Source organism: Klebsiella indica, assembly GCF_005860775.1.
GTDB lineage: Bacteria > Pseudomonadota > Gammaproteobacteria > Enterobacterales > Enterobacteriaceae > Klebsiella > Klebsiella indica.
This window is the reverse complement of sequence record NZ_VCHQ01000001.1, coordinates 223,916-236,217: the sequence shown is the minus strand read 5'-3', so window position 1 is coordinate 236,217 and position 12,302 is coordinate 223,916. Positions and strand designations below refer to the sequence as shown.

Sequence of the window (12,302 nt, the reverse complement as noted above, 5' to 3'; positions counted from 1 at the left end):
TCCGGTGTCGTAGGCCGGGTAAGGCGTTTACGCCGCCACCCGGCAAATGAACGCAAATGTGGGCTTATTTACCCATCTTCACTTCGCTAACCCACTTATTGATCAACGCCTTACGGACATCGGTCGAACCGTATTTATCCATGTCGTAGTTGATCAGTTTCAGGTTGTCGAGCTTCAGCGAGTTTGGTGACGTTTCTGCGGTGGTATTGGTCAGGATCTGATAAGACTTGCCTTTTTTCCACGCCAGCTCCTGGGCATCTTTTGACAGCACCCAGTCCACGAACAGTTTGGCGTTATCAAGATTACGCGCGCCTTTCAGAATGCTGACGCCGCCAATTTCATATCCGGTGCCTTCGCACGGAGAGATCAGCTCCAGCGGCGCGCCCTGTTCTTTTTCCAGCGAATAGTCGTGCAGGAAGCCGATGCCGATAGCGGTTTCGCCACGGGCGGCGTTACGTGCCGGGGCAATACCGGATTTGGTGTACTGAGACACGTTGGCGTTGAGCTGTTTCAGGTAATCAAAGGCCTGATCTTCGCCCCACAACTGGGCGAAGGTCGCCAGTGCGGTATACGCGGTGCCTGAACTTTGCGGGTCGGCAATCTGGATCTCGCCTTTGTATTCCGGTTTGGTCAGATCCTTCCAGCATTTTGGCACCGGCAGATTTTTCTCTTTCAGGCGCTGGGTATTGACGCCAAAACCGAGAATACCGACATACACCGCTGAAGAGAGGTTGCCTTTTACTTTCGCCGGATCGCGGAATTTCTCCATGACCTGCTCAAGATTGGGAGACTTGTAGGGTTGCAGCAGCCCCATTTCACCCGCCTGGGACTGAGGGTCCAGCGTCCCGCCGTACCAGACGTCCGCCTGCGGGTTTTTCTTCTCGGCGTCGACTTTCGCCAGCGTACTGCCGGAGCCGTTGCGAATGAACGAGGTTTTGACGTCATATTTGTCGCCAAACGCTTTGGTTTCTGCTTCGCACATTTCATTGGTGGCGCTGCAATAAACCACCAGGCGGCCTTTGGCCTGCGCGGCGCCGGTTAAGGTTGCCAGCGCAATGCCGGATGCAATCAGGGTAGAGGTAAGCGTCAATTTCATTGTTTTATCCTTTGACTTAGCGAAGTAGTGATGCCCGCCATCAACAGCGGCATCAGCAATAAACCCATCAGTACGGCAGTGATCGAGAGCAGACTGAACATGCCCGACCAGCCGTAGCGTTCAATGACCCGCGACAGAGGCCAGCCCGCCAGCGCTGCTCCCAGATAGGCGAACAGGCCGAGAAACCCGGTGATGGAACCGGCCGCCGCTTTGTGCCCGCACTCGACGGCGGCAAGGCCAATCAACATTTGCGGGCCAAAAACGAAAAAGCCCACCGTAAAGAAACAGACCGCCAGCAGTGCGTAATGGTGTACCGGCGCTAACCACAACGCGGCGACGGACACCATCAACCCCAGCGTGAACAGCAAAATCATCGGCGCGCGCTGGCCGCTGAACAGCAAATCCGACCCCCAGCCGGCGAACAACGCGCCGAGCAGGCCGCCCATTTCAAACAACATCACTGTGGCGTTGGCGCTGAGCAGATTGACGCCGTGGCTTTCCGTGAGCCAGATATTGCCCCAGTCGTTAAGGGCGATACGGATCAGGTAGACCAGCACATAGGAGACGCCCAGTAGCCAGATCATCGGGTTTTTCAGCATCGTGGTGCGTAACATTTGCCACAGTCCCATCGGCGGGCTTTGTTGCTCCTGGCGTAGCTCTAACGGGTCATTACGCCAGGTACCTACTGACGGTAAGCCCTCTTCCTGCGGCGTGCCTTTCAGCTGTAGTGTGAGCCAGATACCTAATGCCATGCTGATGATCCCCGGCGCCAGCATCGCCGCCTGCCAGCCCCACCAGTGGGCGGCGAAAGCGCTAATCAGCGGGATAATCGCCCCGCCGATGTTGATCGACATATTCCAGCAGCCCCACCAGAAGCCGCGCTCGTTGCGAGAATACCAGTGGGTCAGCAGTCGGGCGCAGGGCGGCCATCCCCAGCCCTGAAAGAAACCGTTCAGCGTCCAGACCGCCAGCAGCAGCATCAGCGACTCGCCAAAGGCGAACACCACATTCAGCAGGCCTGTGGCGAACAGGCCGACGCCCATAAACCAGCGCTGCCCGTGGCTGTCGTGCCACAGCCCGGCGGTAAACTTCGACAGGCCGTAGGTCAGGTAAAACAGTGAACCCAACAGGCCGATATCGCCTTTATCGAGTCCCAGATCCGTTTGCAGCGCCGGAAGCACGTAATTCACGCTTTTGCGCGTCAGATAAAACGCGGCGTATCCGATGACCATGTACATCAGCAATTGTGGCCGCAGCGTGCGGTAATGCTGGTTGATGTCAGTGACTGAGCGTGGGGGCATGACCGTCTCCGTTTGTGCTGACTATAGGAAAACGAAAGTGAAAGGGGATGGGAGAAAGTCTGGAGTGACTAAGACTTTTTCCTGGCTAGTGCGCGATTTGTTGCAAATTTGTGGGCAGGTTAACAATTACCCGCGTGCCGCGCCGCGATTCGAGCATCAGTTCGCCGCCCAACGCGTTAACCCGTTCGCGTATCCCCTGAATGCCGAATCCCGGTACGTTTTCAGGCTGGATGCCGGTGCCGTTGTCCCGTACTTCCAGATAGAGGGTCTGTTTCTGCTGGCGTAACAGAATCGAGACTTCACTGGCTTCGGCGTGTTTGCAGACGTTGTTCAGCAGTTCCTGCAACAGGCGGTAGAGGGTAAACCTGATGGTTTCATTTTCCGGGGTATGCGTAAGGCGATATTCAAACTGGCAGCGAATCCCTCGCTCGGGGAAGGCGAATTCGTTAACCAGATGAAGCAGTGCTTCCTGAAACGACAGTTCATCCAGCGCGGGGGGACGTAGCTGGCGTAACAGCTGGCGGGTAGAGTGGTGAATACGGCGAGCGAGATCGTTTATCTGGCTGGCGGCGGCCTGCGTCTGCACCGGATCGCGCGCCCGTTTCACCAGCTGTGACTGGATCTGAATGGCGGTGATGTTCTGGCCGATCTCGTCGTGCAGCTCGCGCGCCAGGTTTTTGCGTGTATCCTCTTCGGTGTGGATCAGCTTTTCGGTCAGCGCCCGGCGCGCCGCCAGCTCTGCTTCCAGACGCTGGCGATAGTGGTGCAGGTTTTGCGCCAGATGCTGCTGGCGGCTGATGGCGATCCCCAGCCCTATGCCGAGTAGCGCCTGGGTAGCGAGGAAAATCTCCAGCTCGACCAGGTTGTTAAACCCGACGCCGACCTGGCGGGCGATGGTGATCATCATGCTGCCCAGCAGGCCGGAGAGCACGCCGCCCTGCCAGCCAAACTTCCACGCCATCACCACGTTAGGCAGGAACACCACGATCAGCAGCAGGCGTTCAATTTCCGGCGACAGCACCATTTGCGTGCCGATGCCGATAATAAAGAACAGGCTGCACCAGATGATCAGCGATGTGCGCAGCGGCGGGTTGCTGGTATCCAGCCCCAACAGATGATAACGGTGCTGCTGGCGTAAAAATTCAAATACCAGATAAACAAAGGGGGTGAGCAGCACGCCGCCGGTAAACGACGCCAGGCCAGTCAGCATCGCCGGGCTTTTTATAAAGGGCGACAGCAGGGCGGTATTCAGCAGCGAGGCCAGCGTGACGGCGGCCAGCAGCAGCGTGAGACGCTGCCAGTACAGGGGAAAACGGTGCCAGAATTTTTGTCCGATGCTGGCCGGGATCAGGCAGATCAGCGGCGCCGCCAGCAGGACGTAGCCGCTGAGCAATTGTTCGCTATGGAGCCATAACGGCATCAGCACCGGCGGCAGTATCAGCGCGGGCCAGTAACGGCGGGAGAGTAAAATCAACAGCGCAAGATAAACGCCGTGCGGCAAAAAGAGCGCCGCCTGTTGGCCGTTATGGGTCAGGTAAAAGCCAACCGTCCATAGCATCAGCCAGCCTGTTCCCCAGGCCAGCAGGATAAACAGCGAGATCACCCAGTAACGTACGCCGCGAGACATCAGTGCCCTGTTAGCAACTGGTGGTCGAGGGCGAAATGCACCAGCTCGATGGTACTGTGGCACTGCAATTTACCCAGTACGTTAGCACGGTGGACATGAACGGTTTTATGGCTGAGGTCCAGTTTGAACGCGATCTCTTTCACACTGTCGCCTTTGACCAGTAAATCAAAGACTTCGCGTTCGCGAGGGGTTAATACCTCCAGCACCTGCGCCGGCTGTTCGCCGCCGCGTAATGCCCGCAACGCATCGGCGCACAGATAGTGGCCGCCCATGCCGACGGAGCGCACCGCCTGAACCAGCTCTTCCGGCCCGCAGCGTTTGGTGAGATAGCCGCTGGCGCCTGCATCCAGCGCGCTTTGCACGAACGCCGGCGTGTTGTAAATACTGAGGATAATGGCGCGAAAAGCGGGTTTTTTCGCGCGCAGGCGCTTTAACAGGCTTAGCCCGTTTTCGTCCGGCATCGCGATATCCAGCACCGCGACGTTAACGTCATCGCGCAATAATGCGGACCAGGCTTCCGCCGCGCTGCTGAACTGACCTGCCACCTCCAGATCGTCTTCAAGACTTAACAATTGCGCAAAGCCGGAACGCACCACCACATGGTCATCAACCAGCACCACACGAATCATATGCTTACTCTCTTGCCGAATAATGCCTCTATGATGCCTGCCCCCGCTGCGCTGGCAATCAGTCAACTGCGGTTATGCAATGAATGTAACAAAATCGCAATAATTTGCAGGGTGTTGTAGGCCAGATAAGCGTAGCGCCATCAGGCATGGATTGCCGGATGGCGGCGCAAGCCCCTGATCCGGCCTACAGCTCAATGCTAAATACATTTCCACACTAACCATTCCCGTTTTTTTTCTAAAAACGCTTTGCTATTAGCCAGAATTTTTAATTCCTTTATCAAACTCGGCCGCAACGAAATACTGCCCCCATAACAAGACAGGGGAGCAGACAAGAATGGGGATTTCATCGCGTAACGTACTTATTGCCGACGCTGGATGAGTAGCTTCTCGGAAAAACACCCGGATATGGTCACGGCGTTAGCGAAAAGCGCCATCGACGCGTAACGACCCTGTATTTGCGGTGAACGCGTTTATTTTAGCACTGGGTCTGCGTGCGCTTCAGCGCCGCCTGACGCCCTGGCATGGAGAAATACAATGAGTGAACGTCTGAGTATTAGCCCGCTGGGGCCGTATATTGGGGCGCGGATTTCCGGCGTGGATCTGGCTCGTCCGCTGAGCGATAACCAGTTTGAACAGCTGTATCACGCGGTGCTGCGCCACCAGGTGGTTTTTCTGCGTGAACAAGCCATCACGCCGCAGCAACAGCGCGCGCTGGCACAGCGTTTTGGCGATCTGCATATTCATCCGGTCTATCCCCACGCCGAAGGCGTCGAAGAGATTATCGTGCTGGATACCCATAACGATAACCCGCCGGATAACGATAACTGGCACACCGATGTGACCTTTATTGAGACGCCGCCAGCAGGGGCGATTCTGGCGGCAAAGGAACTGCCCTCTACCGGCGGGGATACGCTATGGACCAGCGGTATTGCCGCATATGACGCACTTTCCGAACCGTTTCGCCAGTTGCTGAGCGGTTTGCGGGCGGAGCATGATTTCCGTAAATCGTTCCCGGAATACACATACCGCAAAACTGACGAGGAGCATCAGCGCTGGCTTGAGGCGGTAGCAAAACATCCGCCTTTGCTGCATCCGGTGGTGCGTACCCATCCGGTGAGCGGCAAACAGGCGCTGTTTGTGAATGAAGGCTTTACCACGCGGATTGTCGATGTGACGGCGAAAGAGAGCGAGGCGCTGCTTGGATTCTTGTTTGCGCACATCACAAAACCGGAGTTTCAGGTGCGCTGGCGCTGGCAGCCTGATGACGTAGCCATCTGGGATAACCGCGTCACCCAGCATTATGCCAACGCTGATTACCTGCCGCAGCGGCGCATTATGCACCGGGCGACGATTCTGGGAGATAAGCCTTATTATCGTGCTCAGTAGCCGGAAGCAGCGCCGGGTGGTCGTTTCACCCGTGCGTGATACCGTCACCCCATTCCTCTCTCCGGAAGCGAGAGAGATAAAATCGGTGATTATGCCGTCTTCCGGGATTCCAGATGCGCGCCAATATAGCGCTGATAGCGATTCGCTTTCAGATAGGTTAAATCCACCAGCACCAGACCATCCACGCAGTTATTAAAATCCGGGTCGCTGCCGAAATCGATAAACTGCACGCCTCCCGGTTCGCATACTTCCGAATATTGCTTATACAGCGGCGGGATCGCGCAGCCGAGATTGCCGAGCAGAGATTTCAGGCGCACTAAATCATCGTTGTAATCCTCACCGCCAAACTGCGCCAGCACATCGGGCAGCGAAGCGGGATACGGGCGGCGGGACTTAGCCAGCGGGTGCGTTGCGGGGAACCACAGCCGGTAAAACGCCACCAGCAGATCGCGCGCTGTCGGCGGTAGCCCACCGGAAATGGAAACCGGTCCAAACAGATAACGATAGTGCGGGTAGCGCGCCAGATAAGCGCCGATACCCGACCACAAATAGTCCAGCCCGCGGCGTCCCCAGTAACGTGGCTGGATAAAGCTGCGGCCCAGCTCGATACCGTACTGAAGAATATCGGCCATACGCGCGTCGTAATGGAACAGACTGTAGCTGTAGATGCCTTCCAGACCGCGCTTTTCCAGCTGTATCGCGGTTGGCATAAAACGGTAAGCGCCGACGATCTCAAGGTCTTCTTCATCCCACAGTATCAGATGCAGATAGTCGTCATCATAGCTGTCAATGTCGCGACGTTTTCCGCTGCCTTCGCCTACCGCGCGAAAGGCGATTTCCCGCAGGCGGCCAAGCTCGCGCAGCACCGGGGCCTCTTCCTGACCATTACGTTGCCAGAGATAAATCACTTTTCCATCCGCCGTTCGCCCCAGTGTTTCCGCTTTATTCAGCTCGCGCTTAAGCAGGGCGCGGTCTTCCGGGCGGGCGATAGCGCTTTCGGTTTTGAATACGCCAGGAAGCCCTTTTGCAAACTGTTCCAGATGGTGATAGCAGCGCTCGGTCAACTCACGAGAGGATCTCAGAGGATCGAACCAGCTTGACCAGGCAATTTGTTGGCCGATGTTGACCGGCAGGCTGCTGTTGCGGCGGCGGAACATTTGCGGCATCAGCAGGAGTAGCGGGAGGTTAGCGGAAACCAGCGTGCTGGCGTAAAACAGCGCGCTGTTGCGTGCGTGGATCCATGCCGGAAGCAGCGGAGCGCGATATTTGGCCGCCAGTTTAATAAATCCGCAGTGCCATCTTTTATCACGGATGCCGCGGCAGGTCAGGCGTGAAACTTCGCCCGCCGGGAAGAAAATCAGCACGCCGCCGTTTTGCAACTGCTGATCCATTTGCTGTAGCGCCGCTTTGGCGGTACGACCATGAATGTTATCGACCGGAATAAACAGCGAGCTCAGCGGCTCAAGATGCGTCAGCATACGGTTGGCGACCACTTTGACATCGCGACGCACCCGGGAGACCGCATAGAGCAGCGCCAGACCGTCAAGCGTGCCGGTGGGATGGTTGGCGATAATGACCAACGGGCCATGTTCGGGGATTTGTTCGAGATCGTGCGCCGGGACAGCGCAGCGGATATTGAGATGTTCAAGTACCTGTTCGACCGTATCCAGTCCTTTCAGGTGAGGATGACGCGCGGCAAATTGTTGAAACTCTTCCTCATGCAGGAGCTTTTTCAGCACCTTTTTTTGCCAGGGCGCAGGCCTCGCCTGAGGCCACAGGTCATCGAGTACATTGTCGAGACTAAACATGATGGCACCTCCTTCGTCCTGCCCAGACAGTAGAAGGCGCAGATGTCGCTCAGATTACAGTTGAATGAAGATTTCGCGGCTCCAGGTGGCGCACTGCGCCACCGGAGAGACGACAATCGCTGAATTAACGCAGGATGTTCTTTTCAGCCAGATCAAGGGCGAAGTAGCTGAAGATCAGATCCGCACCGGCCCGTTTGATGGCGCCTAAGCTTTCCAGCACCACTTTTTCTTCATCAATGGCGCCGGCCTGAGCGGCGAATTTAATCATCGCGTATTCACCGCTCACCTGATACGCCCCCAGCGGCAGGTTGGTACGCTCACGCAGATCGCGCAGAATGTCGAGGTACGGACCGGCCGGTTTAACCATCAGGCAATCGGCGCCCTGGGCTTCATCCAGCAGCGATTCGCGGATCGCTTCGCGGCGGTTCATCGGGCTCATTTGATAGGTCTTACGATCGCCTTTCAGCGCGGTTCCGGCGGCTTCGCGGAACGGGCCGTAAAACGATGACGCAAATTTAGTGGAATAGGACATAATCGCCGTATCCGTAAATCCGGCGGTATCCAGCGCCTGGCGAATCGCCTGCACCTGACCGTCCATCGCGGCGGAAGGGGCGATAAAATCCGCGCCGGCGGCGGCGGCAACCACCGCCTGCTTACCGAGATTTTCAAGCGTTTTATCGTTATCGACACCGTGGTCACACAACACGCCGCAATGCCCATGGGAAGTGTATTCGCAGAAGCAGGTATCGGACATGACAATCATCTCCGGCACCGCGTCTTTGCAGATGCGGGACATGCGCGCCACCAGTCCGTTTTCGTTCCAGGTATCGCTGCCGATGGCATCGGTATGATGGGAGATCCCGAAGGTCATCACCGAACGGACACCGGCGTTGGCGATGCGTTCGATCTCGCGTGCCAGGTGTCTTTCCGGAATACGCATCACGCCGGGCATGGCGTCAATAGCTTTGTAATCGTCGATTTCTTCTTCAACAAAGATCGGCAACACCAGGTCGTTCAAACTCAGTGTTGTCTCTTCAAACATGGCGCGTAGCGAAGCGGATTTACGCAGGCGGCGGGGGCGAGTGATCAAATCTGTCATGGTTTGCCTGATTTTGTGAAATGAAATGAAAAGAACAAGTTTACCTGAATTGAGGCCGGGATGTTTCACCAAAACGATCCTTATCAATCGCCGGAAAACATCCCCCAGACTACTGGCTGGCCGTCTCTAACGCAGGGCGGACGCCGCTTAATTCGCCGATCAGCGCATTGATGCCGTCGCTCATATTATTGAAACGCGTTAAAGAGGAACGAGTGACCACCACAAATGCCCCGACATTCGCCTGCGGATTCATCGCCATATAGGTGATAAATCCGCCGCCGCCGCCAGTCTTCTGAATAATTCCCGGCAGGCCGTTTTTCGGTTTCATATAGACCCAACCGAGGCCCAGCGCATCCGCTTTGCCCGGTACATCCATCCCGATGACTTTCGTCAACTGGCTACGCTGATAAATCAACGTTTGCATGCGATCCGCCTGCCGTCCGCGAGTGAAAAAATCGGAGGAGAGGAACTGTTGCATCCAGCGCATCATATCGCCAGGCGTGGAATAGACGCCGCCGCTGCCGATGGCCGCAAGGGTGTTGTTGCACGGACTGGCCCCTTTTTCTGGGATCATCAATCGTCGGCATTGATCCGGTGAAGGCGTAAAGGTGGTGTCCTTCATCCCTAATGGACGGGTGATCTGCTCTTCAAATAGCTGAGTATAGGGTTTGCCTGCGGCGGTAGAGAGCGCGTCGGCCAGTAGGTCGAACGCGAGGTTGGAGTAGGCGGCCTGGGTGCCGGGGGCGGCTTTCAGCGTTGCCGTTGATAACCAGTTCCAGCGCTGTTGGCGCGTTGGCCAGACGAACACCGGACGGTGCGCGGCGCCGCCGGGCTGTTCGCGCGGCAGGGCGCTGGTGTGCGTCGCCAGATTGACCAGCCTGATTGGCGTGCCATGATAAGTCGGCACCCTGGCCCCAGGCGGGGCGTATTTGCTCAGCGGGTCGTTGAGCTTCACTATCCCCTGGTCAAGCAGTTTGACCAGCATTTCGCTGGTCATCAGCTTACTCAGGGAGGCGATACGAATCACAGAATCAAGCTGTGGACGCGTATTGTTGCCAGGACGCGTCTCGCCGAAGCTGCGGAATACGCGCTGATTACCATCAATAACCACAAGCGCCATGCCGATCGCGCCGCTGCCGTAATAAATATGGTTAGCGTAACGGTCGACAACATCCGCGGCGAATTCCGGGTCGACGCTCGGTTGCGCGGCCTGGGCCGATGTCCACGAGGCCACGCATAGCGCAGCAAAAATGAGCAGACTACGTTTCAACGGGAGATCCATCCTGATGAAGAAAAACATAGTGCGTATTTATACTACGAAGCGTTGCCGAACAAAGCGGGAATCACGCTAATCTGTGCGGAAAAACGTAACGCGGCGTAAAAAACCTTTTTTACGCTTTTGGATAGCCGATGTTACCCGCGCGCAGGTATGATGATCGCCTGGTTAATGATGGGGCGAAAAAGACGATGGCGGATAAACGGGTCGTAATGGTAGTGGATATGCAAAATGGCGTTTTCGCGACGCCGCGGATTGAGCGCGAGCGCTGCGCTGCGCAAATTAACCGCCTGATAAATGCTGCGGATACCGTTATCTTCATTCAGCACAACGAAGCGGGAGGGCTGGAAGAGGGGAGCGAAGGCTTTGAATTGCTGCCTGAACTGCAACAACCCGCCGACGCGCTGTACGTCACCAAGACCGCCTGCGATGCCTTTTACCACACCCGGCTGGAAGAGGTGCTGCGCGCCCATAACATCAGGCAGTTTGTGATTTGCGGCTGTGCGACGGATTACTGCCTGGATACCACCATCAAAAACGGCAGCAGTCGCGGCTATGCGATTACCGTTGCCGAAGATGCCCACACTACCGCCAACCGCCCGGCGGCGCAGGCGACCACGCTGATTGCCCACTACAACGAAGTGTGGCGTACGCTGACAGTTCCTGGCAATCCTTTACACGTGAAACCCACAGAAACAATTCTTAGCGGATGGCAGACGAACTAAGTCGCTGATATCCGGTCTCATACTGCGCCCACTTTGCTTTGCCGCGATGGCTCTGCGGCGGGCGCTTTTCGCGGTGCATAGCTCAACAAAACGAGAAAGAAGTTAGCAGGAGAGCACGATGTTTAAATCCTTTTTCCCCAATCCGGGGCCGTTTTTTATTTCTGCCTTTATCTGGTCGCTGTTGGCCGTGATCTTTTGGCAGGCGGGAGGCGGCGACTGGCTGCTGCGGTTGGCCGGAGCATCGTCAAATGTCGCCATCAGCGCAGCGCGTTTTTGGTCGCTCAACTATCTGGTGTTTTACGCCTATTATGCGTTTTGCGTCGGCGTTTTTGCCCTGTTCTGGTTCATTTACTGTCCGCACCGCTGGCAATACTGGTCGATTCTCGGCACGTCGCTGATTATTTTTGTCACCTGGTTCCTCGTTGAAGTCGGGGTGGCGGTTAACGCCTGGTATGCGCCGTTCTACGATCTGATTCAGAGCGCGCTGGCGACGCCGCATAAAGTCAGTATTAACCAGTTTTATCAGGAAACGGGTGTTTTTCTCGGCATAGCCTTAATCGCGGTCGTTATTGGCGTGCTGAATAACTTCTTCGTCAGCCATTATGTCTTCCGCTGGCGCACCGCCATGAACGAGCATTATATGGCGCACTGGCAGCATCTGCGCCATATCGAAGGCGCCGCGCAGCGTGTACAGGAAGACACCATGCGCTTTGCCTCAACGCTGGAAGATATGGGCGTGAGTTTTATCAATGCGGTGATGACGCTTATTGCCTTTTTGCCAGTGCTGGTCACGCTCTCTCAACATGTGCCGGATCTGCCGATTGTCGGCCATTTGCCATACGGTCTGGTGATTGCGGCTATCCTGTGGTCGCTGATGGGGACGGGGCTGCTGGCGGTGGTGGGGATTAAGCTACCGGGCCTGGAGTTTAAAAACCAGCGTGTCGAGGCGGCCTATCGTAAAGAGCTGGTGTACGGCGAGGATGATGGATCCCGCGCCACGCCACCGACGGTACGTGAACTGTTCAGCGCCGTGCGTCGCAACTATTTCCGTCTCTATTTCCACTATATGTACTTCAATATCGCGCGTATTCTGTATCTGCAGGTGGATAACGTTTTCGGTTTGTTCCTGCTGTTTCCGTCGATTGTTGCCGGTACGATTACGCTGGGCCTGATGACCCAGATAACCAACGTTTTTGGCCAGGTTCGCGGCTCGTTCCAGTATCTGATTAGCTCCTGGACTACGTTGGTGGAACTGATGTCCATCTACAAACGTCTGCGCAGCTTCGAGCGCGAGCTGGATGGCAAAGCGCTGCAGCCCGTTACGCAAACATTAAGTTAATCAACTCAAGGATGGT

At 56.3% G+C, this 12,302-nt stretch carries 10 protein-coding genes and 1 pseudogene; 4 read left to right on the top strand and 7 right to left on the bottom strand.

The genetic code is table 11. The features are described 5' to 3' along the window. Nucleotides 1–64: 64 nt before the first annotated feature. From FE839_RS01115 to FE839_RS01100, 4 genes are all read right to left on the bottom strand, one after another. Nucleotides 65–1,096, bottom strand: a complete 1,032-nt coding sequence (locus FE839_RS01115; RefSeq protein WP_138358277.1) for an ABC transporter substrate-binding protein — start codon at nucleotides 1,094–1,096, stop codon at nucleotides 65–67. Continuing rightward, nucleotides 1,093–2,397, bottom strand: coding sequence for an MFS transporter family glucose-6-phosphate receptor UhpC (uhpC, locus tag FE839_RS01110; protein ID WP_138358275.1), 1,305 nt, complete (start codon nucleotides 2,395–2,397; stop codon nucleotides 1,093–1,095). The genes FE839_RS01115 and uhpC overlap by 4 nt, the downstream gene beginning before the upstream one ends. An 85-nt stretch (nucleotides 2,398–2,482) precedes the next feature. Continuing rightward, on the bottom strand, nucleotides 2,483–4,024 hold the full coding sequence (locus tag FE839_RS01105) for an MASE1 domain-containing sensor histidine kinase (protein WP_138358273.1): 1,542 nt from the start codon (nucleotides 4,022–4,024) through the stop codon (nucleotides 2,483–2,485). Continuing rightward, nucleotides 4,024–4,653 carry a response regulator transcription factor gene (locus FE839_RS01100; RefSeq protein ID WP_138358271.1) on the bottom strand — a complete coding sequence of 210 codons (630 nt, stop codon included), beginning with the start codon at nucleotides 4,651–4,653 and terminating at the stop codon, nucleotides 4,024–4,026. The genes FE839_RS01105 and FE839_RS01100 overlap by 1 nt, the downstream gene beginning before the upstream one ends. A gap of 451 nt (nucleotides 4,654–5,104) precedes the next feature. Between FE839_RS01100 and FE839_RS01095 the strand changes: the two are divergent. Further along, nucleotides 5,105–5,191, top strand: a pseudogene (locus tag FE839_RS01095) (taurine transporter subunit); the annotation flags it as partial. Then, complete coding sequence (gene tauD, locus FE839_RS01090) at nucleotides 5,188–6,039, top strand: taurine dioxygenase (protein ID WP_138358269.1); 852 nt, start codon at nucleotides 5,188–5,190, stop codon at nucleotides 6,037–6,039. The pseudogene FE839_RS01095 and the gene tauD, both read left to right, overlap by 4 nt. 89 nt (nucleotides 6,040–6,128) lie before the next feature. Here tauD and olsF read toward each other — a convergent pair whose 3' ends face one another. The 3 genes from olsF to ampH all read right to left on the bottom strand — a co-directional run bounded on the left by olsF (nucleotide 6,129) and on the right by ampH (nucleotide 10,216). Next, the gene (gene olsF / locus FE839_RS01085) at nucleotides 6,129–7,847 is read right to left on the bottom strand and encodes a bifunctional ornithine lipid synthase OlsF (protein WP_138358267.1); all 1,719 of its coding nucleotides are present in this window, start codon (nucleotides 7,845–7,847) and stop codon (nucleotides 6,129–6,131) included. Nucleotides 7,848–7,971: 124 nt separating this feature from the next. After that, nucleotides 7,972–8,946, bottom strand: coding sequence for a porphobilinogen synthase (gene hemB, locus FE839_RS01080; protein ID WP_138358265.1), 975 nt, complete (start codon nucleotides 8,944–8,946; stop codon nucleotides 7,972–7,974). A gap of 109 nt (nucleotides 8,947–9,055) precedes the next feature. Continuing rightward, nucleotides 9,056–10,216, bottom strand: a complete 1,161-nt coding sequence (gene ampH, locus FE839_RS01075; RefSeq protein WP_138358263.1) for a D-alanyl-D-alanine-carboxypeptidase/endopeptidase AmpH — start codon at nucleotides 10,214–10,216, stop codon at nucleotides 9,056–9,058. Nucleotides 10,217–10,434: 218 nt separating this feature from the next. Between ampH and FE839_RS01070 the strand changes: the two genes are divergently transcribed. Together FE839_RS01070 and sbmA are read left to right on the top strand one after the other, a co-directional pair. Then, the gene (locus FE839_RS01070) at nucleotides 10,435–10,947 is read left to right on the top strand and encodes an isochorismatase family protein (protein ID WP_171034794.1); all 513 of its coding nucleotides are present in this window, start codon (nucleotides 10,435–10,437) and stop codon (nucleotides 10,945–10,947) included. A gap of 118 nt (nucleotides 10,948–11,065) precedes the next feature. Beyond that, entirely contained in the window at nucleotides 11,066–12,286 is a 1,221-nt protein-coding gene (sbmA, locus tag FE839_RS01065) for a peptide antibiotic transporter SbmA (RefSeq protein WP_138358259.1), read from the top strand. Nucleotides 12,287–12,302: the final 16 nt, after the last annotated feature.